Origin of the sequence: Streptomyces sp. NPDC057617 (assembly GCF_042800555.1) — a bacterium.
In the GTDB taxonomy this organism is placed as follows: Bacteria; Actinomycetota; Actinomycetes; order Streptomycetales; family Streptomycetaceae; genus Streptomyces.
Genome location: NZ_JBHVGV010000012.1, coordinates 1 through 22959, shown reverse-complemented (window position 1 = coordinate 22959; position 22959 = coordinate 1). Strand labels below are relative to the sequence as shown.

20 protein-coding genes and 1 pseudogene are annotated in these 22959 nt (G+C 68.7%); 12 read left to right on the top strand and 9 right to left on the bottom strand.

What is annotated here, in order from left to right:
- Positions 1 to 66: 66 nt before the first annotated feature.
- Positions 67 to 435: pseudogene (locus ACFU9P_RS26960) on the top strand (CHAT domain-containing protein); the annotation flags it as partial.
- Between the two features lie 179 nt (positions 436 to 614).
- Here the strand turns inward: ACFU9P_RS26960 and ACFU9P_RS26955 are convergent.
- On the bottom strand, positions 615 to 1187 hold the full coding sequence (locus tag ACFU9P_RS26955) for a TetR family transcriptional regulator (RefSeq protein WP_376384376.1): 573 nt from the start codon (positions 1185 to 1187) through the stop codon (positions 615 to 617).
- A 143-nt stretch (positions 1188 to 1330) separates the two neighbouring features.
- On the opposite strand from ACFU9P_RS26955, the gene ACFU9P_RS26950 reads away from it, so the two are divergent.
- From ACFU9P_RS26950 to ACFU9P_RS26935, 4 genes are all read left to right on the top strand, one after another.
- Entirely contained in the window at positions 1331 to 2173 is an 843-nt protein-coding gene (locus ACFU9P_RS26950) for an SDR family oxidoreductase (protein ID WP_384085500.1), read from the top strand.
- Positions 2174 to 2327: 154 nt separating this feature from the next.
- Entirely contained in the window at positions 2328 to 3056 is a 729-nt protein-coding gene (locus tag ACFU9P_RS26945; RefSeq protein ID WP_384085496.1) for an SDR family NAD(P)-dependent oxidoreductase, read from the top strand.
- A 47-nt stretch (positions 3057 to 3103) separates the two neighbouring features.
- On the top strand, positions 3104 to 3853 hold the full coding sequence (locus tag ACFU9P_RS26940; RefSeq protein WP_384085492.1) for an SDR family NAD(P)-dependent oxidoreductase: 750 nt from the start codon (positions 3104 to 3106) through the stop codon (positions 3851 to 3853).
- 177 nt (positions 3854 to 4030) lie between these two features.
- Positions 4031 to 4189, top strand: a complete 159-nt coding sequence (locus ACFU9P_RS26935) for a hypothetical protein (RefSeq protein WP_376384364.1) — start codon at positions 4031 to 4033, stop codon at positions 4187 to 4189.
- 104 nt (positions 4190 to 4293) lie between these two features.
- On the opposite strand, the gene ACFU9P_RS26930 is transcribed toward ACFU9P_RS26935, so the two are convergent.
- The 7 genes from ACFU9P_RS26930 to ACFU9P_RS26900 are packed head-to-tail and all read right to left on the bottom strand — an operon-like array spanning position 4294 to position 12703.
- On the bottom strand, positions 4294 to 5628 hold the full coding sequence (locus ACFU9P_RS26930; RefSeq protein ID WP_384085487.1) for an MFS transporter: 1335 nt from the start codon (positions 5626 to 5628) through the stop codon (positions 4294 to 4296).
- A 48-nt stretch (positions 5629 to 5676) separates the two neighbouring features.
- Positions 5677 to 6597: a TauD/TfdA dioxygenase family protein gene (locus tag ACFU9P_RS26925; RefSeq protein ID WP_384085484.1), complete on the bottom strand. Its 921-nt coding sequence runs from the start codon at positions 6595 to 6597 to the stop codon at positions 5677 to 5679.
- Complete coding sequence (locus ACFU9P_RS26920) at positions 6594 to 7958, bottom strand: hypothetical protein (protein WP_384085481.1); 1365 nt, start codon at positions 7956 to 7958, stop codon at positions 6594 to 6596. The genes ACFU9P_RS26925 and ACFU9P_RS26920 overlap by 4 nt, the downstream gene beginning before the upstream one ends.
- Entirely contained in the window at positions 7955 to 9118 is a 1164-nt protein-coding gene (locus ACFU9P_RS26915) for a hypothetical protein (RefSeq protein ID WP_376384353.1), read from the bottom strand. The genes ACFU9P_RS26920 and ACFU9P_RS26915 overlap by 4 nt, the downstream gene beginning before the upstream one ends.
- Positions 9109 to 10251 carry a hypothetical protein gene (locus tag ACFU9P_RS26910; RefSeq protein ID WP_384085478.1) on the bottom strand — a complete coding sequence of 381 codons (1143 nt, stop codon included), beginning with the start codon at positions 10249 to 10251 and terminating at the stop codon, positions 9109 to 9111. The genes ACFU9P_RS26915 and ACFU9P_RS26910 overlap by 10 nt, the downstream gene beginning before the upstream one ends.
- Positions 10248 to 11630: a DUF6002 family protein gene (locus ACFU9P_RS26905; protein ID WP_384085475.1), complete on the bottom strand. Its 1383-nt coding sequence runs from the start codon at positions 11628 to 11630 to the stop codon at positions 10248 to 10250. Before ACFU9P_RS26905 ends, ACFU9P_RS26910 begins: the two co-directional genes overlap by 4 nt.
- Before the next feature lie 26 nt (positions 11631 to 11656).
- On the bottom strand, positions 11657 to 12703 hold the full coding sequence (locus tag ACFU9P_RS26900; RefSeq protein WP_384085472.1) for a methyltransferase: 1047 nt from the start codon (positions 12701 to 12703) through the stop codon (positions 11657 to 11659).
- A 383-nt stretch (positions 12704 to 13086) separates the two neighbouring features.
- On the opposite strand from ACFU9P_RS26900, the gene ACFU9P_RS26895 reads away from it, so the two are divergent.
- The 6 genes from ACFU9P_RS26895 (at position 13087) to dpgC (ending at position 21036) form a co-directional block, all read left to right on the top strand.
- Complete coding sequence (locus tag ACFU9P_RS26895) at positions 13087 to 15159, top strand: KedN5 family methylcobalamin-dependent radical SAM C-methyltransferase (protein ID WP_384085469.1); 2073 nt, start codon at positions 13087 to 13089, stop codon at positions 15157 to 15159.
- A 38-nt stretch (positions 15160 to 15197) separates the two neighbouring features.
- The gene (locus ACFU9P_RS26890; protein ID WP_384085466.1) at positions 15198 to 16559 is read left to right on the top strand and encodes a peptide ligase PGM1-related protein; all 1362 of its coding nucleotides are present in this window, start codon (positions 15198 to 15200) and stop codon (positions 16557 to 16559) included.
- Positions 16550 to 17707: a glycine amidinotransferase gene (locus ACFU9P_RS26885; RefSeq protein ID WP_384085463.1), complete on the top strand. Its 1158-nt coding sequence runs from the start codon at positions 16550 to 16552 to the stop codon at positions 17705 to 17707. The genes ACFU9P_RS26890 and ACFU9P_RS26885 overlap by 10 nt, the downstream gene beginning before the upstream one ends.
- Before the next feature lie 85 nt (positions 17708 to 17792).
- Entirely contained in the window at positions 17793 to 18875 is a 1083-nt protein-coding gene (gene dpgA, locus ACFU9P_RS26880) for a 3,5-dihydroxyphenylacetyl-CoA synthase DpgA (RefSeq protein WP_384085460.1), read from the top strand.
- A gap of 65 nt (positions 18876 to 18940) precedes the next feature.
- Positions 18941 to 19648: an enoyl-CoA-hydratase DpgB gene (gene dpgB / locus ACFU9P_RS26875; protein ID WP_384085457.1), complete on the top strand. Its 708-nt coding sequence runs from the start codon at positions 18941 to 18943 to the stop codon at positions 19646 to 19648.
- Positions 19645 to 21036 carry a (3,5-dihydroxyphenyl)acetyl-CoA 1,2-dioxygenase DpgC gene (gene dpgC, locus ACFU9P_RS26870; RefSeq protein ID WP_384085454.1) on the top strand — a complete coding sequence of 464 codons (1392 nt, stop codon included), beginning with the start codon at positions 19645 to 19647 and terminating at the stop codon, positions 21034 to 21036. The genes dpgB and dpgC overlap by 4 nt, the downstream gene beginning before the upstream one ends.
- Here dpgC and ACFU9P_RS26865 read toward each other — a convergent pair.
- The gene (locus ACFU9P_RS26865; RefSeq protein ID WP_384085452.1) at positions 20978 to 22315 is read right to left on the bottom strand and encodes a PLP-dependent aminotransferase family protein; all 1338 of its coding nucleotides are present in this window, start codon (positions 22313 to 22315) and stop codon (positions 20978 to 20980) included. The genes dpgC and ACFU9P_RS26865 overlap by 59 nt on opposite strands.
- A 248-nt stretch (positions 22316 to 22563) precedes the next feature.
- On the opposite strand from ACFU9P_RS26865, the gene ACFU9P_RS26860 reads away from it, so the two are divergent.
- Positions 22564 to 22827 carry a hypothetical protein gene (locus ACFU9P_RS26860; RefSeq protein WP_376384320.1) on the top strand — a complete coding sequence of 88 codons (264 nt, stop codon included), beginning with the start codon at positions 22564 to 22566 and terminating at the stop codon, positions 22825 to 22827.
- Positions 22828 to 22959 lie beyond the last annotated feature (132 nt).

Sequence of the window (22959 nt, the reverse complement as noted above, 5' to 3'; positions counted from 1 at the left end):
AGCAGCCTGCTACGCAACCGGCGAAGCCGCGGAGAAGGCCGGCACCCCGCTCCGCGGCGCGCGGCCGTGCTCGCCGACCTGCCCGGACGGGCCGTGGCCCATTTCGCCTGCCACGCCACCACCGACCACACCGACCCGTCCCGCAGCTCCCTGTTGCTGGCCGACCACGCCACCGCACCACTCACCGTGGCGGACCTCACGACCATCGACCTGGACCGGGCTTTCCTGGCCTACCTGTCGGCCTGTACCACCGCCACCACCCGGGCGGCGGACCTCCTCGACGAGGCCGTCCACCTCGCCGCCGCCCTCCAACTCGCCGGATTCCCCCACGTGATCGGCACCCTGTGGGAGGTCAACGACCTCTCGGCCGCGGGACTGGCCGCCTCGTTCTACGACCACTTGTCGCCGGGGAACACCACCACCGGTTCTCCCAGCGGCCGTTCGCCCGATCCGGCGCGGGCCCTGCACACCGCCGTGTCCGAACTGCGCCGCGCCGCCCCCCCCGGCTGCCCTCGCTGTGGGCCGCGCACATCCACTCGGGCGCCTGAACTGCCCGTATCCCGGTCCGGGCGCTGTACGGGACCGACCTCGACCTCGGGTCGCCAGGGTCCGTGTCAGGTGGTCGCGGGCAGCGTGGCGTCGATGGCGGCCTGGACGACCTTGGTCATGGCTGCCCGGTGCCGGACGAGGCGGGCGGTCTCGTCGGCGCCGTTCGGGTTGCGGATCTCGGGCGCCGTGGTGGCCCAGGCCTGGGCGGCCACGACGACGAGCATCAGGATGTCCATCCCGGCCTCGACGCTGACGCCGTGGGCTTCGGCGATCTCGGTGGCCTTGGTGACGTGCGCTTCCCGCTCCAGGTGTGAGGCGCCCGGGCGTTCCAGAGCCTTCCACTGGGTGAGGCGCAGCAGCCCGGGGTCGGCGGTCAGCGCGTCGAGTAGGGCGCCGGTGTAGCCGGGCAGGTCGGTGGGGGTGAAGGGCACCATGTCGGCGAGGACCGTCAGCCGGTCGGCGAGCACGGCGTCGAACAGCGCGTCCTTGGAGCCGTAGTAGGCGTAGATGGCCTGCTTGTTCGCGGAGGCGGCGACGGCGATGCGGTCCACGCGAGCGCCGGCGAGCCCGACGCGGACGAACTCGTCGAAGGCGGCGTCGAGCAGCCGGGCGCGGGTGGCGGCGGAGTCGTATCCCATCCCGTAAGAGTAAACCAACCAGACAGTTGCATTCCTGGGCGGCGGTTTGGCGGGCCGTAATAAATCCAACTGGATGGTTTGACGGTGGAGGGGCGGTGGCGTACGTTTGCGTTGCAACCAACTAGTTGGATTAAGGAGCGGTCATGACAGCACAGACGTGGTTTGTCACCGGCGCGTCGGCCGGTATCGGGCGGACGGTCGTCGAGCAGCTGCTGGAGGCGGGGCACCGTGTCGCCGCCACAGCGCGCAAGCCCGAGGTTCTGGACGACCTGAAGAAGCGGTACCCAGGGCAGCTGTGGACGGCGGCGCTGGACGTCACCGACACCCCTGCGCTCCGTGAGGTCGTCGGGCGTGCGTTCACCGAGCTGGGCCGCGTGGATGTGATCTTCTCCAACGCCGGGCGCGGCGCGGTCGGCGCGGCCGAGGAACTGTCGGACGAGGCGATCGATGAGCAGATCGCGCTGAACATGACCGCGCCGATCCAGCTCTTCCGTGCGGTCGTCCCGCATCTGCGTGCCCAGGGCGGCGGGCGGTTCATCCAGACCTCCACCATGGGCGCGCATATCTCCGGTCCGGGCGCCAGCATGTACCACGCTTCGAAGTGGGGTCTGGAGGGCTTCCTGGAGTCCGTGGTCGGCGAGGTGGCCCCGTTCGGTATCGGCGTCACCATGATCGAGCCGGGTGTGATCCGCACCGGATTCGGTGCTTCCCTGAGCGTCGCCGAGCCGCTGCCGGTCTATGCCGGCACCCCGGTCGGACAGGTGCACCAGGCCGTCCAGGCCGTCGGCAACCTCACCGCCGAAGCTCCCGGCGACCCGGTCAAGGTGGCGGCCGCCATCATCGACTCCGCCGGCACCGAGCCCGCGCCGCGCCGCGTCGCCCTGGGCAGCGACGCCCACGCGGCCATCCGGGCCGCGCTCATCGGGCGACTCGAAGAGGTCGACGCCGGCCAGGAGCTCGCCCGGTCCATCGACTTCCCTGCCTAGATCCGGGACGGGGCCACGGGCCCGCCGAACCTGATCGGCGCGGTTCGGGGCACGTACCGCTGATCCGTCCCCGGCCGGGAGGCTCGCGCCGGATCGGCCTCGTCTCCGTCGGCCGCCCGGTCGACGGCACCCGTAACACAGTGAGGAAACACCCATGTCCCAGGTTGTCGCCGTCTTCGGCGCCGGCAGCGGTCTCGGCACCGCACTCGGCCGCCGCTTCGGCAAGGAAGGCTTCCGCGTCGCGCTTGTCGCCCGCCGAGCCGAGCGGCTCCAGGCGATGGTCGAAGAGCTCGCCGCGGAAGGCATCGAGGCAGCTTCCTTCCCGGCCGACCTGTCCGATCCGGCCAACGCCCGCCCGGTCATCGATGCCATCCGCCAGCGCTTCGGCCGCATCGACGTCGTCTCGTACCAGCCGCTGCCAGGCGGCACCGCCTTCATTCCCGCCGCCGAACTGGACGCCGCCCGCTTGGCGCCGCTGGTCAACCTGTTCCTGCTCACCCCGGTGGAGATCGCCCACGCCGTTCTGCCCGAGATGACCGAACGCGGCAACGGCGGCTTCATCGTCACCGGCGGATTCACCGCCGCCGACCCGCAGCCGCACATCAGCGGCATCGGCCCGGCCATGTCGGCCATCCGCAACTTCGTCCACTCCCTGCACGGAGAGGTCGCCGGCGCCGGCGTCTACGTGGGCGTCTCCACCTTGGCCGCACTGATCAAGAACAGCGAGTCCTACCACGCGATGACGCCCGAGGACCTGGCCGCCGTCACCGGTGGTGTCACCGGCCTGCACGTCCTCGATCCCGACGAACTCGCCGAGACGTACTGGCAGCTCTACACCAAGCGCGACCGGACCGAGTACCGCTTCCCCGCGATCAACGCCTGACCGCCCCGCCTGTCCGCAGCAACCATCACACTCCCGTGGGAGCAATCATGTCGAACACCCGTAACGACCTGGTGGCGGTGGTGACCGGTGCCGGCCGCGGCATCGGCCAGGACCTCGCCCTGCGCCTCGCCGCCGACGGCGCTTCCGTCGTCGTCAACGGCCTTACCGATGTCAGCGAGACCGTCGGCCTGATCGAGAAGGCCGGAGGCAAGGCCGTCGGCGTCGTGGCAGATGTGTCCACCGAGGACGGCGTGGAACTGCTGCGCGCCAAGGCGGCCGAGGCGTTCGGCACGGTCAACGTGGTCGTCAACAACGCCGGCCTCATGCCCGGCGCCGGCATCCTGGACGTCACCGTCGAGGAGTGGGACCGCGTCCAGGCGACCAACGTCCGCGGCAGCTTCCTGGTCAGCCGCGCCTTCGTCCCCGGCATGAAGGAACTCGGATGGGGCCGCATCGTGGAGATCAGCTCCACCTCCTTCTTCATGCCCATGGCCGGCATGCTCGCCTACATCACCTCCAAGGGCGCCATGATCGCCTTCGGCCGCGCACTGTCCGCCGAGGCCGGTGACTGGGGCATCACCGTCAACACGATCGCCTCCGGCGCCGTGGTCACCCCCGGCACCCAGGAAGAGGGCTGGGCCGACCTCTTCCCCGGCATCGCCGCCAGCGCCCAGGCCCTCAAACGCGTCGGCCGCGGCAGCGACGTCGCCGGAGCCCTGGCCTTCCTCGTCTCCGACGACGCGTCCCACATGACCGGCCAGACCCTCGTCGTCGACGGTGGCATGGCCCACGCGTGACCACCCTGCCCATGCCCGGCCCGAGCCCGCATGGGCAGCGGCCCCGGGCCGGGCAGCCAGAGGGCCGAACGCTCACGAGGACACTGTGGCCGCTTGAACCCTCGGCGGGCAGTTGAGGCGGCCCGTCCCGCGCACCTGTTTGATACTGGCCGGAGCACGATCCGGAAAGAGAGCGCCATGAACAGCAGCACCGCCGTCAACGCCACCGAGCCCGCGGCAGAGATCACTGGCGGCCGCGTCACCGACAAGGTCTGGTTCATCACCGGGGTGAGCACCGGACTGGGCCTGGAAATGACGCGCCAACTACTCGCCCGTGGTACCCGCGTCACCAGGTAGGGCGCGATGATGAGGTTCGGGCGGGCGTCGGTCCTGGTGACTTCATGGGCGGTCTGGCGAGTGTGGGGGGACCGATCGTGGATGCCTTCGCTGTCGGCCGCCTGTCATTTCTGGGCGGGTACTTCGGTGTCCGTCTCTCCGGCAGTCGTGCCGCTGCTGTCTCCGTTGGCCGTGGTGCTTCCGGCGGATCGGGCGTCGTAGCGCCGCAGTGCCGGGAAGGTGCAAGCGAGGATCACCGCCCCGATGACACAGGAGATTCCGCCGCTGACGGCGCCGATGGCAGGCGAGGTGAGTTGGCTTACGGCGCCCGCCCTCACCTCGCCCAGTCGCGGACCACCCGCACTCACCACGAAATCGAGTCCGCTCAGCCTGCCCCGCAGCTGGTCGGGTGTGCTGACCTGGAGCACCGTCGAGCGGAACACATCGGAGACCACATCGCAGGCACCGGCGGCCATCAGCATGAGCAGCGCCATCCACAGGGCTGTACTGAGACCGAATCCGATGAGTACCGCGCCCCACACCACGCCCGCTGCCAGCATCGCCCTGCCCTGCCGGCGTGTGTGCCCCAGCCAGCCGGAGAACACCGAGGCGAGCACGCCTCCGACGGCCGGTGCCGCGTAGAGCAGACCGAGCGTCTGTGAGCCACCGTCAAAACGGGCCTCGGCGAACGCCGGGAACAGGGCCCGAGGTGCGCCGAGCACCATCGCGTTCAGATCGACGAGAAAGACAGCCGCGATGAGCGGATGCCGGCGGGCGAAGCGCAGCCCCTCAGCCACCGCGCCCAGTCCGGGCCCTTGGCCGCCGTTCGCCGGGGGCATCGCGCGGAGCCGGAGCACAGCGTAGAGGCCGGCGAGGAAGGTGACGGCGTCGAGGAGATACGCCGCTTCGAGGCCGGCGGTCGCGATGACGACACCGGCGACGAGCGGTCCGACGGTCATGCTGGCCTGGAAGGAGATCTGCGACAGGGCACCGGCGGCAGGCAGACGATCCGGTGGCAGGAGCCGGGGGATGAAGGTCCGCCTGGCGGGCTGGTCGATCGCGAACAGACAGGAGTGCACGGTCGAGAGGGTGTAAAGCAGTCCCAGGTGACGCACGTCGAGCACGGCCTGCGTAACCAGCAGGAGAGCCACGACGGCGAGGCCCGCGCTGGTGACCAGGACGAGCTTGCGCCTGTCGAAGGCGTCGGCCAGCGTACTGCCGAGCATTCCGACGACGATCAGCGGAACGGCCGTGGTCAAGCCGAGCGCGCCGACCGCCAGGGTGGAGTGCGTGAGGGCGTAGACCTGGAAGGGCAGTGCCACGGCGGTCATCTGGCTGCCGATCGCCGAGAGCGACTGCCCCGCCCACAGGCGGCGGTACTCCGCGGATTCCCGCAGCGGCCGGATGTCGGCCAGTAAGCGTATACGGGGTCCGCGCCCGGAGGGTTTCGCTGCGGTCACTTCGGCTCCGTCGTCCTTCGTCCTGGTTGGTTGCTTCTGCCGGGCGGTTCAGGAAAGCGGCAGTTCCCTGCTCATGGCACCGTCCGGTCCGGCGAGCGGGGCCGAGCCCGCCATCGCGCGCTGGATCAGCCGCTCACCGGAACCATGATCGAGTACATAGTTGTGCAGCAGCCGCACATTGTCCCAGACGGCGATGTCGCCCTCGGCCCATTGCCAGCGGACCGTCCGCTCGGGCACCAGCGTGTGCGCCAGGAACAGGTCCAGCAGGGTGTCGCTCTCCAACTGCGAGAACCCTTCGATGCCGGTCACGCAGTTCGGGTTGAGCGCGAGGGATCGGAGGCCGCTCCGCGGTGAGACGGCCACCAAGGGGTGCGTGACGACGGGCAGGGCGAGCAGCCGTTCCCTGCTCTCTTCGTCGCGGCCGGGCAACAGCCAGTCCGCGTACAGCAGTTTGGCGTCGTGGATGCAGCTCAGCCGGTCGGCAAGCTCCCGCAGCGGAGCTGCCAGGCCGCTGTAGGCGCCCGCCAGGTCCGCGAAGAGGGTGTCACCGCCGAAGGGCTGCACGGTGACGGCCTGGAGCAGCGAATAGACCGGGACGTCGGTGATGAAGGTGCAGTCCACATGCCAGTTGGTGGCGTGCCGGTTGTAGCGGTCGCGGCAGCGGATGTCGTCCGCCGTGACGCCACCCGTCTGGTTGGCCAGCACATGCGGATGGCCGGTGAGCCCGGGCTTGAGGGGATGGGCGGGCAGCAGCGGGCCGAGCAGCGAGGCGAAGCGGGTCAGATCCGCCGCGTCCGTCGACTGGTCGCGCAGAAACAGCACCCCGTGGTCGTCGACGAGCCGGGCGATCGCCTCGGCCGTCGAGCCGTCCGCCGTGCGGACGTCGATGCCGGCGACCTCCGCGCCGATGCTTCCCGTGAGCCGCCTCAGCCGCAGCCCGGTTCGGTGGTCGATCGTGGACTGGGTCACCTCGGCACTCCCGTCAGTACGGCGTTCTCCATGGCACCTTGCCCGTACACGCTGACGACACCGCTCTCCCCGGACGGGAAGTAGCGTGCGTAACAGCCGCCCGGACGGCCCCCGAACAGCATGGGGCTGAGGACGGGAGCGACGGCGACACGTTCGGCGGTGGTTTCCGAAGCGTCGCACATCTCCAACTCGTACGGGACCGACTCCGTGTACAACTGGACGATCGAGTCCTCGTCGGTGAGGGCGCGTTCCACCGTTGCCGCCCATTGTGCGGGGGTGGTGAGCCGGCCAATGAGGACTTCGCGGCCCATCATTCCGATGGCCTTCTTCAGGACGAACTGCTCCTGGCCGGCCAGGAGCAGTTCAGGGAGATCGACGTATCGTCCCCGCCATTCCGCCTTGGTCTCGCGCACCACTCTGCTCCACGGGACGTAACGGCCTACGAGCGCACGGTCGGTCTCCGACATCCAGGGAAGTCCCTCGGAGAGCCAGGCCAGCACCTTCTTGTTGGCGAGCAGATAGCTGCTCTGCGACGGCAGCAGGAGGCATCCCGACGCCAGCACCGAACGCACCGGATCGAGCGACTGGCCGCGGGCGGTCCAGTCGGCGGTGGCGAAGTATCTGAGGCCGACCGGGTAGTCGAGCCGCTCCGGGAGGCCGAGTCCGTGCGGCAGCCGGTCCGGTTCGAAGAACTCCGCGTGCATACCGCGGCGCCGCAGAACGTCGACCTCGATGTCGTAATAGCGCGAGGTGGCGGCTTTGTCCTGTTCGTAGGGGCTGCCGACCAGAGCGACTGAGCGCGGCAGCCCGGCTTCGTCACAGACACGCTCGAAGAAGGCCGCGCGCGCAGCCAGCGGGTCGTGGCCGAAGAACGGCGCGTCTCCCTTGCCTCCGTGCGCGTACACCTCGTTCCACACACGGGTCAGCAGGTGTGTCTCGGCGGGGCCGCCGAAAGCCCCGCTCACATTGAACTCGATGAACTGCGGGCCCTGTGCGCCGATGATCACGTCGGGGCGTGCCATCGCGGCGCAGTAGCGCTCCTCGAAGTCCTCGTCGTCGCTGAAGAGCGGGTACTGGTGGCCGTCGGGCGCCAGACCGAGTGCCGACAGTCTCCCGGCACGCGTCGGTGCCGACTCCAGCACCGCACGGCGGAGCAGCGCCAGCAGCCCTGCCGCGGCGGAGAACAGCTCTTCGTAGGCCCGCCGGGAGAGGACGAACGGTTCCAACGGGGCACGCTCGGTGTCGATCCGGGTGCCGCAGTCGCGCAGTTCGTGCCGGAGGATACGGAGTACTTCGGCCACCGGCAGAGCCCGTTCGAGGGTCGGCCGGTCGGTGGTCCAGGGGGGTGTTCGTCCGGTCACTGGTACTCCCGCCGTCGGGCCTGCCCGGTGCGAGGAGCACCAGCGAGGAACTCGTCAAGGTGGACGAAACGCGGCTCCGCGAGGCCTGGCGTCTGCCAGCGCAGGTCGTCGCGGGGCGAGCGGTCACGGTCGTGGAAGTACACGGCCCGCAACTGTCCTTCACCGTCGATGGAGACCGGCGGGTTGCTCACCAGGAAGTCGCGCAGGAGGCCGCTGTCGCGGCGCGCACCGAGCCAGATCCGCTGCTGCGCCCAGTGATTGGCCGGGAGCGAGACTTCAGGGTGGATCTTCCGCTTGAACTGGAAGGTTCCCTTGCTGAGGAACGGTTCGCAGCCGCCCAGGTCCACCACGTCCATACGGTGGCGTGCCGCCCATTCGAGCACCTCGATGTACATGGCCATCGAGACGCCGGAACGGTAGTGCGCGACATCGCCGTCGAGCACTCCGGCCAGCCGGATCACCAGCTTCCGGTGTGCCGGCTCCCATCTGCAGAGCATGCCCGCCACCCGGCTGCCGGAGTCCCGCAGGAAGAACAGTGCTCCGTTGCGGAAGATGGACGAGTAGGCGCTGCCGCGCCGCTCCGAGCGCGCGGCGGCCCCGTGCCGCCGGTCCATGGTGGGCCGGTGCATGCGGTCGTAGAAGTAGTCGAAGTCGGCCACCGCGGTGGCCCGTTCCAGGGTCCAGTCCCGGCGCTGTCGCTGTCGGCGGTAGTGGCCGCGGTCCTTCGCCGAGACGCGCCGCACCGGTGACACGCCGTGGCCTACGGGCACCTGGAGCGAGAGTCTGAACGGCAGCAGCAGCGCGTGACGCGTCGGCAGCCGCGCCACCTTCCCGGTGGGACCCACGACGATCAGCAGATCGGGTGCATCGGGGCCGCCCGTCACACCGACGTCCCGCCAGGAGGCCCGGGTCGGGACGCGCCGTGCGACCGGGCCGGCGTGCGGCTCGCGCCGTTCCTCCAGGAACGGCAGGGTCAGCCGGATGCCCTCCGCGAGTCCTTGGCAGCCCACGGACAGCTCCCCGGTCGCCGTGTGTGATGCGAGACCGTCCAGACGCATGCTGCGTAGTGCGTCGACCGCGCGGTGGGCACCGGAGACGGCTCTTCCGCTGCCGTTGCGCCAGCGGTAACCGAGCCCGTCCCACGGCAGACTCAGCGCCATTGTTCCTCCAGTCGTGGGCGCGGGTGCTCCTCCGGTCGGGAGGGCGGGGCTTCCCGGCCGCCCCGTGCGGCACGGCGGCGCAACCGGTCCCGTACGGCCTTCAGCTCCGCCCGTGCCTCGTCGATCGCAGTGGCCGGGAACGGTTTCGCGAGGCCGGGCGCGTGCGCGGCGACGGCCGTCATGGCCGGTCCGGTGAAGCTGACCCGGCCGTCCCGGACGATGACTCCGTCACGGGCCCCTACGCGCTGGTTCCAGTCGATCGCGTCCCGTTCGGTGATGCCCGGCGGCAGGGCGAGGCGCAGTGTTCCCTCGTCTGTCGCCACCGGATAGCCACCGGGCAGCCCGTGCGGGCCCGGCACCGAGGTGTGCAGGGCGGGCCCGTGCGCCAGCGAGGCGATCAGCAGCGCCGCGGTGTGCCCGGTGACGAGATTCAGCTGTTCCCGGTCGGTGCTGCGCTGCCGCTTCAGCAGCCGGCTCACCTCCGTGACGGGTTCACCGTCGAGCCAGGCGCGTGCCTCCTCGGCGGGTTCCGCGGGCTCGTGCAGATGGACATGATGGGCGAGGACGCTGAGCCGCGGTGTGGGGCCGACACCGAGTGCGTGGCCGAGGGAGGCCGCCACCAGAGCGGCGTTGCCGATTCCGCAGAGCACCGGTAGCCCGAGGGCCCTCAGCAGCGGGTTCACCGAGTCGGGGAAACAGGCGTTGATCACCTGGGTGCCGGGTGAGGCGTCGGTGACGGCCCGGGCGGCCCGTACGGCGATTTCCGCCTGGAGCGGCAGGGTGAGCCCGAACCCGGCCCCGGCGATCAGGTCGGTCCAGCCACTGGGGCGCCGAGTGCGTTCCCACGGCGACTGGGACGAGGCGCACACCACCAGCAGCTGGGGGGAGGTGCGCGCCAGCAGTTCCTCCAGGGCGTCGCCGCCCGTGTCGGCTCCCGCGGCGTCGAAGAGGACCGGTGTGCCCGACAGCCGGGCCCTGCTTCCGGCCAGATAGGCGAGTTCGTCGGCCGACCGCTCGTCGCGGGCCACGACCGTGACGCGCAGCGGCCCCGATCCTGTTCCGGCGACGGAACAGCACACCGAACGGGCCAGGGAACCGCTGCCCACCACGACCACGTGGTACGGGGCGCTCAACGCTTCCACACCGCGGCGGCCACGTCTTCGACCGACCGCACCACATGGAAGTCCGCCTCGCCGACCGCTTCGTAGTCGGTGTCGGCGTAACTGCCCGTGCCGTGGACGACGATCGGGCCCTCGTCGACGAGACCCCGGTCGATTCCGTTCAGTACCCCGGTCATCGCCATGACGAGGGACCACTCGGTGAGCGTACGTGGATCGTCGGGGAGCCGTGCCCCGGTGTCGGCGAGCTGTCCGGCGATCAGCGGGTAGCGCTGCAGGCACTCCTGCAGGGAGACGACGATTCCGCCGCCGCCGAACCTTGCGATCAAGTCGTTCATGGCCGGGGAGGTGGCGGGCCGGTGGGTGTAGAAGGTCGGGTCGAGCACCTCGTCGAGGCGGTGCACGGCGTGCGGGAAGACCGGGTCGTCGTGCTGAACCCGCAGCCCGGTGGCCGGGTCCTCGGTGTAGCGGGGCAGATTGGCCCGGTCGAAGCTGCCGAACTTCCAGTTGAGCACCATGTCCGGTGTGTGCAGGTGCTGTACGAGGAAGGACGCGGGCCTGCTGTGCGGCGCGGACTCTCCGGACTCCTCCAGGACCGTACGGCCGGCGTGGTAGCCGAGAAGTCCGAAGGCGCTGGAGACCGCGTGGGCGTGCAGCCGCCGAGGGCCGCCGTCGCACGGGTCGGACCGATGCTCGAAGAAGGCCCGGGCGGCGTCGGCCACCAGGTAGTTCTCCAGTTCCAGGGAGAACCACAGACGTCCGCCGGTTTCACGCGCCCACGCCTGTGCGTAGGCGTCCGCAAAGGCACGGGCAAGTGTCTTGACCTCTTCGGGACGGGCGGCGTCGAGGAGCAGCAGAGGGTTGAGGGCCTGGAGTTCGCTGTCGGTGCTGAGGCGGGAGCGGCGCATTTTGGAGCGGCTCGACAGGGGCGCCAGCGTCGTGATCCGCAGTTCCCGGGGATCGGCCAGCCCGGCCTCCAGAGCGCGCAGTACCGCGTCGCGCAGCGCCGTTCCCTTGTTGCCGGAGGTCGGGGTGAAGAGCATGACGGGTGTGCCGGTCCGTCGGATGTGCTCGACGGCCCGCGCCACGATGAGGAGGGACGCGAAGGTCTTCGTCGTTCCGGTCGCCGGGTTGCCGGTCAGGTCCAGGAGGGTCAGCGGATGGCCGCCGTACTCTCCCAGGGGCTGCCAGCGCGCCGTGGCCGCGGCGAAGAACGAGCGGGTGGCCGCGTCCGGTTCGGGGAAGGCGAAGGCCGGCCGGAATCCTTCGGCGTCGGGACGGGCTGCCGGGTCGGCGACGCACGCGGCCACCACCGTGGGAAGCCGGTCGTAGTGGTCGAGGATCAGATTGCCGGCCGCGGTCTCAGTGCCGGCGGCCGGGAGCGGCGGCGTCATCGTCGGGGTCCTCCTGCGCTCCGTGGTCATTCCTTGACACCGACCACGAGCGCGTGCTCGTAGGGAAGTCCGGTGTAGGACCTGACGCTCGCGCAGCCGACCTCCGTGAGCCACTGTTCGTAGTCCCCGGCGGGATAGGCCATGCCCTCCCCGCTCGCCAGCACGTTCAGGAAGAGCGACAGCCGGGCGGAGAGCAGTCCGCTCTGCTCGTCGTCGGAGGCGCACATGTTGTAGAGGAAGATCTTGCCGCCCGGAGGCAGTGCCTCGAACGCCTTGGCGAGCAGCTTGATGTTGTGCTCGGGCGAGAAGACCTCCATGGAGTGGCTGAACAGGATCCCGTCGAAGCCGCGGGGGAAGTCGTCCTCGAAGATGTCCCCCGCATGTGTCAGTACGCGGCCCTCGAGGTCGTCGGGTATGCCGAGGGCCGCATGACGGGTCACGCTGGGCATGTCGAAGATGGTCACCTCGGCGTGCGCGTACCGCCGGACGAGCTTGATCGCGGTCGTACCGTCGCCGCCCCCGACGTCGAGCAGCTTGCGCACCTCGGCGATCTCGACGTTGTCCAGCAGTGCGTGGGCGAAAAGGTGGGTGAACGGCCCGATGGAGTCGTGGTAACTCGCCACCAGTTCCGGGTCGCTCGCCAGGCGCTCGTAGAGCGTGTTTCCCGAGCCGGGATATGCATCGAGTGCCGCGGCGTTCGTACCCGTCCGCAAGGCGGAGGACATGTGCGGGAAGGCGGGATACTGGAACCGCCGCCAGCCTATGAGTGTGTCCCGCCAGCCCTCGGGCCGGTCGGTCACCAGATGCTTCTCGGCGACGGAAGAGTTCACATATCCGCCGTCGCGCCGGCCCACGAGTTCGGTGGAGCAGAGCGCCAGCATCAGTACGCGCAGTTTGTGCGGCTGAATTTCGGTATGCCGCTGCAGTTCCTCGAACAAGGCTCCGGGGTGGCGCGATATGAATCCGAGAACATCGAGCTCCAGAGCCGTTATGACGGCGTTGAAGAGAGCCGGTCCATTGACGATGAGTTGGAATCTTTCGTATATGCGGTCGAACTCCTGCGAATCGCCCATCAGTTTTTTATTTCCCTTTCAGGAGTGTTACTGATGTGAAATCGACAAGCGCCTCAGGGAGGCTAACACGCCACTTTGGGCATGGTCAACCGCACGTCAGCGCGGCCAAGTTGACCGAATTCTGGGTTGCGTGACCGAGAATCTCCTCGGGTTGGAACCGGCCAAAAGTTGAAACAAGCCAACTTCAAATAGGCCAACTTCTTGGAGTGCCGCGCCGGCGCCCGGCGGGGTTGACACCGCGATCAGTGGCCACCGAACATGAAGCCCGAGAGTTCTGCGACTCATCTTCATTTGTTCCGACGCTCATGTGAGGAGCGCGCGTGACAAGTTCTGAAGAAGACTGCAAGACATCAATTTTTCTCGTGCAGCAAGGCGTCTGGGAAATGCCACTGGAATCGATGCCGCTGGCTTCCGGGTATCTTAAGTCCACTCTTCTGGCCGATGCGGAAATCAGCACGCGCGTCGATGTGTCCATCCACAACTTCCGCGGTGGCACGACGAATACGGTCATGGCGAACGCGTTATTCAGCGGCGACCCTCCTGATGTTCTCTCCTTCTCCGTACTGGGCTGGAACTATCAGTCCTTCGGAGCTTTGGCGGCCACCTTCAAGCAACTCAACCCGAACGGCCTGGTCATATTCGGTGGCACGCATGTGACGAATCAGGCGGCCCGAGTCTTCCGGATGTTTCCCGAGGTCGACGTGGTGGTCAACGGCGAGGGCGAGCTGACGTTCAGGGAGTTGGTGCGGGCCCGCCTTGCGGGTGCGGACAAGAACGATCTCGGTTCGGTCGCCGGGATCTCCTTCCGGGGCACGGACGGCCGGACCGTCACCACACAGGAGCGGCCTCGGATCAACGACCTGGAGGAGATCCCCTCGCCGTTCCTCACGGGCGCCCTGGAACTGACCGATGCGAACGGCGAGTTCCGGTACGACGTGGCGCTCATGGAGACCAACCGCGGCTGCCCCTACAAGTGCGCCTTCTGCTACTGGGGCGGTGCGGTCGGCCAGAAGGTCCGCGCCTTCTCCATGGACCGGCTCCGCCGGGAACTGGAGATGTTCGCCAAGCTCAAGGTGCACACCGTGGTGGCCTGCGACGCCAACTTCGGCCTGCTGCCCGGAGATCTCGACTTCGTCGAGGCCCTGATCGAGACCCGCGACACCTACGGGTTCCCCCGGGCCTTGGAGACCTCCTGGGCCAAGAACAAGTCCAAGACGTTCTTCAAGATCGTCCGGCGGATGAAGGAGGCCGGCATGCACAGCTCCTTCACGCTGGCCCTCCAGACCCTCAGTGACAACGCGCTGGAGACCATGAACCGGCGCAACATGAAGGTGAACGAGTGGGAGGACCTCGCTGCCTGGCTGGACAACGAGGGCCTGGACTGCTACGCCGAGCTGATCTGGGGCGCCCCCGGAGAGACCGTGGAGTCCTTCATGGAGGGGTACGACCGGCTCGCCCGGCGCGTCTCCAGGATCGCCGTCTACCCCATCCTCCTGCTGCCGAACACCGACTACATGGAGAAGAAGGAGCTCTTCGGGATCACGGCGACCCGCGGTGATCACGACGACTTCGAGTACGTGCTCGCCCACGACACCATGACGTTCGCCGAGAACCAGCACATGCAGCGCTTCCTGTTCTGGGCCCGGGTGGTCGCCGAGAACGCGGTGTTCCGGTACATCTGGGGTTCGCTGCGGCACTTCGCCGGCCTGACCCAGTCCCGCGTGCTGCTCAACCTGGGCGACTGGATCGCGGAGGCGGACGACCCCGCGGCCGTTCCCCTGCGGGAGTTCATGGCGACAGCGGCGGGCGGCACCGACTCCTTCGGCGCGGCGATCAGCTACTTCTACACCGAGGCGGAGGCCGAGCGCCTGCTGCGCCGGTGGTGGGACGAATCGATTCTCCCGCTGGTCCCGGCCGAGTTCCGGCCGCTGCTCGACGAGATCTTCCGCTTCGACCTGCTGACCCAGCCGGTGTTCCGCCCCGGGAACGCGGCGTCCCTGCCCGAGGCACTGCCCGTCACGGAGATCCGCGACGAGAAGTACTACGTACGGAAGGACGTTCACCTCGCCTATGACGTGCCCGCGATCGTCGGTGCTCTGCGCAGGGATGTCGAACCTGACCTCTCGCCCTCGCCGCGCGTCCTCGACCTCTACTACCGGACCGGGTCCGAATCAGCGGTCACCTCGACGAATCACGAGATCGTCATTCACTTCATGGGGATGACGAAGGAGCAGATCCTCGCCAACGCCAACGCCAACGCCAACGCCAACGCCAACGCCAACGCCAACGCCGACAGCGACGCCGACGCCGGTCCGGCCGCCGGCGCGGCTGCGGGCGAACAACTCGGCGAGCGGCTTCCCCTGGCCGACGGCGACGCCCCGGATCCGCAGCCGCCCTCCTCTCACTCGCCCCTCACCATCCATCTCCTTCCCCCGGACAAGGGCCGCTGCGCCTGACCCCGCGGGTCCCCAAGCGTCCATCGGAGGGAACGCCCTTGACACGGCTGCTCATCGGCAACGATTTCAACGAGGACCTCTTCACCCGTATCGCCGCGTCCTGGTCGGTGCAACGGCTGGCGTGGTTCGCCGAGGACGGCGATGTGCTGGTCCTCCCGGTCCGGCCCGAAGAGGACTTCCTCACCTATGTCACCTCACTCACCGGCACCCGACGCTCTACGCTCCAGGTGGTCGTCCCGCCGCCGGGGCACGCCGGAACGGATCTGCTGACCGCGGACCGCCTGTGCGATCCCGGCTTTCTCACCGAACTGTGCCGGGCGCTGGCGGGGCGGCCCGTGGCCGACGTTCTCGCCCTGTGGCCGGACACCGCCGTGGTCGTGCTGGCCCGTGCGCTGGGCGCCGAAGACGCCGTTCCGGGCGGGGCGTTCGTCGCCCAGAGCGGTGGCCCGCTGGTCAACAGCAAGACGGTCTTCCGTGCGGTGGCGGCGGGCGCGGGCGTACCGATCGCCGAGGGCGCGGTCTGCGCCACCCGGGAGCGCGCCGCGTCCGCCATCGTGGAACTGCTCGACGCGAACGCGCCGGTCATTGTGAAGCAGGACTACTCACTCGGCGGCAAGGGCAATGAGATCCTCAGCCCCGTTCCGGGCGTCGAGCCGGTGGGTGCCCGACGGACGCTGTCCGTTTCCGGTGTGCCCGGCGTGCACGAGTATCTCGACGAGCGGTGGGACGAGCTGAGCCGCGGCGGTCGCGACCCGGTCGTCGTCGAGCGCTATCACCCGGGCAGCACTTCCCTGTTCGCCGAGTTCCTCATCGCCGACGAGGGCGTCGAGTTCGGTGGACACGGCGAAATGATCATGGCACCGCTGGCCAAGGCACAGGTTGTCCCCGCAAGGGGACTCAAACCGGACACCGCCCGCGAACTCGTCGACCACGGACGCCGGTTGTGCGACACGCTGCACACCATGGGCTACCGCGGACGGCTCAGCGCGGACGCCGTCCTGACCCCTGACGGCGAGCTGTTCTTCACCGAGTACAACGGCCGCGTCACCATGTCCACCCACACCTACGCCGTCGTCGGTGCACGGCTGGCCGGCCTGGATAACGCCGATGACCGGGTCGTCGTCGAGCGCATCTGGCCTGACGGCTGGTCGGCCCGGTCCTTCGCCTCCGCCGTCTCGGCACTGGCCGAGGCAGGACTGGCGTACGACCCCTCGACCCGTACCGGTGTGGTCTTCAGCAGCGCCCTCGACCTTCGGGACAACTCGATCATGCAGTGTGTGATCGCTGAGGACCTCACGAGCGCCGCCGCCTACGAGAGCCGGCTCGAGAAGCTGTTCGGCCCGGGCGGAACAGCTTCCCGTACCGATCGCAACGGAGAGGAGAACGCACCATGCGGTTGAACAGCTTCGACGAATGGTCCCCGCTGAAGGAGGTCGTCGTCGGATCGGCCGTGAACTACACCTCCCACGAGCGGGAGTTGTCGTTCGATCTGTTCTTCCACGACAACATCACCCGCTCGGAGTGGTACTACCCCCGCCTCAGCGCGGCCGGTTCCGCCGACGCGAGGCAGCCCGGCGCTCCCGGCCGTTCGCCCATCAAGCAGCGCTACGTCGACGAACTCAACGAGGACATCGAGGGGATCGTCGCCGTCCTGGAGTCCCTGGCGGTGACCGTGCACCGGCCGCTGAACGTGGACGCGTCGACGGCCGAAGTGCGCACCCCTGCCTGGTCCGCGGCCGTGGTGCCCCCCTTGAACGTCCGGGACAACACCCTGATCCTCGGGGACGAGATCATCGAGACCCCTCCCATGATCCGTTCCCGCTACTTCGAGACGCAGTTCCTCACCCCGGTTTTCGCCGAGTACTTCCGCCAGGGTGCACGCTGGACGGTGATGCCCCGGCCCCTGATGACCGATGCCTCCTTCGACCTGTCGTACGCCCGGACCAGCAGCATCGGCGGTCCGACGGAACCGATCGACGACCCGCAGCCCTCCGTGTACGACGTGGGCTTCGAGATGATGTTCGACGGCGCCCAGTGCCTTCGGCTGGGGCGCGATGTGATCGTGAACATCTCCACCGCCAACCACGCCATGGCCTGCGACTGGCTTGAACGGCACCTGGAGGGCAGGTTCCGCATCCATCGGGTGCACCGGCTCAGCGACAGCCACATCGACAGCATGGTGCTGGCGCTGCGGCCCGGCACCCTGCTGGTGCGCAACAAGGAGGTTCTGGACTTCCTGCCCGAGCCGCTGCACAGCTGGGACCTGATCGTCGCGCCGCCGCCCGGTGAGAACAACTTCCCGCGGTACGAGGACGACGACCTGGTGCTCACCAGCCCCTTCATCGACCTCAACGTGCTGTCGGTCGACCCCTCCACCGTGCTGGTCAACAGTGCTTGTCCGGAGCTCATCCGCACCCTGGAGCAGCAGCGGTTCACGGTCGTGCCGGTCCGTCACCGCCATCGGCGGCTCTTCGGCGGCGGCTTCCACTGCTTCACCCTCGACACGGTCCGCGAGGGCGGGCCGGAGGACTACCTCGGTCACGGCTGACGGAGCCCGCCCCGGTCCCCGGCCGCCGGGCCGCGCGGGCACCACAGGGTCCGGCCGGGTCCTGTGAAGCGACACGGAGGAGACTATGACGCGGATCAGTGGCTCCCTCTCACGGATCACAGCGGTGGGGACCGCGGTGCCGTCGGCCTCGTACACGCAGGAGGAACTGCTCGGCATATTCGGGGTGACCGACCCGCGGATCCGGTCCGTCTTCCTCAACAGCGGCATCCAGCGCCGTCACCTCACCCTGCCGCCACGGGACCCGGACGGCTTCCCGCGCACGGAGACACAGGCGGAGCTGCTGCGTAAGCACACCACCAGCGGGCTCGCCATCGGCCGCGAGGCGATCGAGACATGCCTGAAGCGGCTGAACGCCGACCCGGCCGAGGTGGCGTTCCTGTGCTGCGTCTCGTCGACGGGATTCATCACGCCGGGCTTCAGCGCGCTGCTGATCAAGGAACTCGGTCTGCCACCCGAATGCGGACGGCTCGATGTGGTCGGCATGGGCTGCAACGCGGGGCTCAACGCGCTCGCTGCCGTCACCGGCTGGGCGGGCGCGCACCCGGGACAACTCGCTGTCATGGCGAGCGTTGAGGTCTGCTCCGCCGCGTACGTCTTCGACGGCACTATGCGGACCTCCGTGGTCAACAGCCTCTTCGGAGACGGCGCGGCGGCGGTCGCCGTTGCTGCGGACGCGGCTGGGGAACGCGGGGAGAGGGCCCACGGGGGCCCCGCCGTGCTCGGGTACGCGAGCCGCATCATGACCGACGCGATCGACGCGATGCGCTATGACTGGGACGAGGAACAGGAGAGGTTCTCCTTCTTCCTCGACCCTGAAGTGCCGTATGTGGTCGGGGCCCACGCGGAGGAGACGGTCGACCGGCTGCTCTCCGGCGCCGGGCTGCGCCGTTCGGACATCGCGCACTGGGTGCTCCATTCCGGCGGTAGGAAGGTCATCGACGCTGTACGCGTCAACCTCGGCCTCACTCGCCATGACGTGCGCCACACCATGACGGTGCTGAGGGACTACGGCAACCTTTCCAGCGGTGCGTTCCTCTCCTCCTTCCAGCGGCTGTGTGAGGAGGGGACGGTTCGGCCCGGAGATTTCGGCGTGATGATGACGATGGGCCCCGGTTCGACGATCGAGACGGCGCTGCTGCGCTGGTGAGGCGCGAACGGGCGCGCCGCGGCCGGCCGGTCCGGCGGAGCCGGGCGCGCGGTATCTAGGAGAGGATGGACCAGCAGGTGAAACACGACGTCGCCGAGCTCGCCGATGGGCTCGGCTTCATCCTGGAGATCGACGGTACCCGTGCTCTCGACGAACTGACGGCGTCGGTGAACTCGGTGTGCTCCCGGGCGGAGGGACACGGCACCCAGAGTGTCGTCGTCCTGCGTCTGTCGTCCGCCCCGGCCGACAGGACCTGGCCGGGCCGGGTCCGGATCGGGGAGGTGAACAGGTGGGAGCGGGCCGTACGTCGGCTGGAGCGGCTTGCGGCGGTGACCGTTGCGGTGTCGGAGGGTACATGCGGTGGCCCGGCGCTCGATCTGCTGCTCACGGTGGACTTCCGGATCGCGTCTCCCGACAGCCGTCTGCTGCTGCCGGTCAACGACGACCACTTCTGGCCGGGTATGGCTGTTTACCGGCTGGTCGGTCAGCTGGGGGCGGCCCAGGCTCGTCGGCTGGTGCTCTGGGGGCATGAGATCACTGCGGCACATGCTGTCTCCCTCGGTGTGGTGGACGAGATCGGCGGCGATGTGGAAGAGGCGCTGCGCGCGGCCGTGGTGATGCTCGGCCGCCTCAGCGGGGCCGAGGTGGCCGTACGGCGCAGGCTGCTCCTCGAAGCGTCCTCCACCTCGTACGAGGAGGCGATCGGTACTCATCTCGCCGCGTGTGACCGCGAGTTGCGCAGGCTGGGACGTGCCGAGGGGCGGCAGGCATGAGGGCGACCCGCGACGGGGCCGCCGCCTCGGGGCGACGGCCGGCCGGAGCACTCTTGCTGGGCGAGGCACCCCCGCTGTGCGGAGCGCTCGCCGAGGACGCTGCGGCGCTGGCGCGGCACACGGAGAACGGGGAACGGCTTCTGGAGCGCCTGCCCGCCCCGCCGGACCGCGATGCGGAACAGCGGCGTCTGGCGGCAAGCGTGTTCGCCTCCTGCCGGCAGACGCGCGAGCAGTTCATGCGCCGCCACGCGGACGAGGTCTACGACGTACTTACTGAGGGGTGTGTGCGTCGTTATCGGTTGTCGGAGCTGGTTTTCGCTGCGGCCACGCGTTTTCCGGGGCTGGTGCCGACTCGGGTGCAGGTGGATGCGGAGGGTGCGCTCATTCAGGCGGATAAGGAGGGGCGGGAGATCGATCAGGGGATTTTTTTCCGGGGTATCCTGCGCTCCCCGGCAGCCGGGGCCCATCTGGCGGACACGATGCTGCTGGCGTCGCCCCGCGCGCTCGCTCTGATCGACGGTTTCCGGCGTGACGGGCGGGCGGACCTGGGGGCGGTGCTGGTGGAGCGCCGGAATGGCGCCGGCCATCTGACTGTGCGGAACTATCACTGTCTCAATGCTGAGGATAACGCTCTGGTCGAGGCGATGGAGACGGCTGTTGATCTGGTCCTGCTTGATGAGGGTGTACGTGTGGGTGTGGTGCGTGGCGGGGTGATGACCCATCCTCGCTACGAGGGTCGGCGTGTGTTCAGTGCGGGGATCAATCTGTCGGACCTGCGTAACGGGCGGATTTCCTTTGTTGAGTTTCTGCTGCGCAGGGAGCTGACGTACGTCAGCAAGCTGCTGCGTGGGCTGCTGTTGCCGCCGGGCGAGGCCACCTTCGCCGCGTCGTCCCTGCACAAGCCGTGGGTGGCTGCTGTCGACTCGTTCGCGATCGGCGGTGGTATGCAGCTTCTCCTGGTTTGCGACCGTGTCATTGCCGCCGATGATGCCTTCTTCAGCCTTCCGGCGGCTCAGGAGGGCATTGTCCCCGGGGCGGGCAACCTCCGGCTCGGCCGGCTGACCGGCGCCCGGCTTGCCCGGCGGATCATCCTTTCCGGCAAACGGATCCGGGCGACTGATTCCGAGGCGGATCTGGTCTGTGACGAGGTGGTGCCCGGACACGCCATGGACGCCGCCGTCGAGTCCGCCGTAGAGGAGTTGGACAGTCCCGCCGTGAGCGCCAACCGGGCGATGCTCGCTCTTGCTGAGGAGTCACCGGACCAGTTCCGTACCTACATGGCCGAGTTCGCTTTCACCCAGGCGTGCCGGCTGTACGGCGAGGACGTGATCAGCAAGGTCGACCGTGCCTGGTCCCGCTCGCGGGCCCGGGAGCGACCTCGTGCCTGAGGAATCCGGCCAGCCGTGCCACCCCCTCCTCGATCCGGTCCGCATCCAGGTAACTGCATGACAGCCGGAGTTCGTTGTCGCCCTTGCCGCTTCCGTAGAACTGCGACATCGGAGTCCACAGGACCCCGTACTCGGAAGCGGAGGTCGCCAGCAGGGCGGCGTCGGCCGGCACCGGAAGACGCATCCGGACGAAGAAGCCGCCCACCGGCCGCGACCAGGTCACTCCGGGCGGCGGTTCCGTCTCGGGTGAGAGGTGCCGGTCGAGTGCGTCCAGGAGCAGCGAAAGGTTGGCCTGGTAGAGCTCGGACTTGCGGTGTGCCAGTGCTGTCAACGATCCGCCGTGTTCCAGAAGCATCCCGCCGATCAACGCCTGGCAGATCGGCGATGTGTTGACCGTCACCACGCTCTTGCTGACCGCCAGTTCGTCGGCGAGCAGCCGTCGGCTGCCGTCGCCGGTCCGGATCAGCTGGTCGGCGACGACATACCCGACCCGCGCTCCCGGGAGACATACTTTGGCGAAGGTTCCCAGGTGTACGACCCGGCCGTCGCGGTCGAGTGCCTTGAGTGGGGGAAGCCCCATGCCGGGTGCCGCGGTGAATCCGTACGCTCCGTCCTCCAGCAGCAGCAGGTTCTCCCGCTCGGCCAGGTCGAGCAGTCGTCGGCGCGCGGCCAGGCTCATCAGGCTGCCCGACGGGTTGGAGTAGTCCGGGGCGACGTAGAGGACACGGATTCTCTCGCCCCGGGACCGTGCAGCCCGGCACTGTGCCTGCAGTCCTTCGAAGTCGATCCCGTCCCCGGCTTCGTCCACGGCGACTACCCCGATGTCCAGCAGACGGGCGGCCCCGCGTATCCCCACGAAACAGGGATCGACAACGGCCAGCAGATCGCCCTCACGCCCGCACAGGGCGTGCAGGCTGAGAATCATCGCCTCCTGCGCGCCCACGGTGATGACCACGGCCTCCGGCCCCACCTCGATGCTGTGGTCACGGTGGAGTGCCTCTGCCACCAGGTCATTGATCAGACCCCGGCTGGGGCCGTACTCGTAGAGCAGGCGCCGGGCCTGCTCGGCGCTGAGCGAGCGCTGTGCGGCCGCGTGGACCAGCCACTTGTCGACGTGATGGGCCACGTCGAATTCGTCGAGGAACGTGAGATTCGGAGCGCCGGGGGCGAACGAAATCGCGTCGGGAAACTGGGCCATGATCTCGTTGAGGAAGCTGATCGACCCGAGAACTGGATCACCGAGCGAAGCGTGCAGCGTATCCCGTTCCAGTTCAAGCACGCCGGATCCTCTCCGTTCCGCTGGCCGCCAGCCACCCCTACCCGGGACCCCCCGTCGGCAAGCTCCGCCGAAGAGCGTCCGGCCCGTCACCGACGCCTTCCGGCCACGCGGCGGGGAAGGCGGCCCGGGCCATGTCCACCGGGTCGGTGACTTCCCGTCTGCTCCAGTCGTGCTGGTGAGAACACCGGGGGCCGTGCCTTCGCGGTGCCCGCGAGATCAGCGGAACTGATGAAGGGACCACAGCCGACATGATGCAGACCGTGGAAGGCCCTGCCGGCTGCTTCCCGTCAATCGAGGCGAAGTACGGGCTCCGTTCCCTTCTTCAGGAACTCCGTGTCATCGACGATCAGTACCCCTGCTGCCGCGCCGAGCTTCTGAGCGACGTACTCCCGCAGGTCATCATCTGTCTCGTCAGGGTTTCACAGGGCGCGGTCGAGCAGGTGCTGCGACCGGGTCGGCGTGCTGTGGCCTGCGTACTCGGCCGGCTGTCGGCTGTTCTTCCGGCCACCTGACTGAGTAGGCCGCGCACATGGGCGCGCGTCCGCTGCCGCAGATCCGCTCGACCGTGTCGGTGGCCTGTCAGTGCCAGGAGCCCGGGGTGTTCCCGACCGCGCGGGGCGTATGTGGTGTCTGTGTTGTTCGTT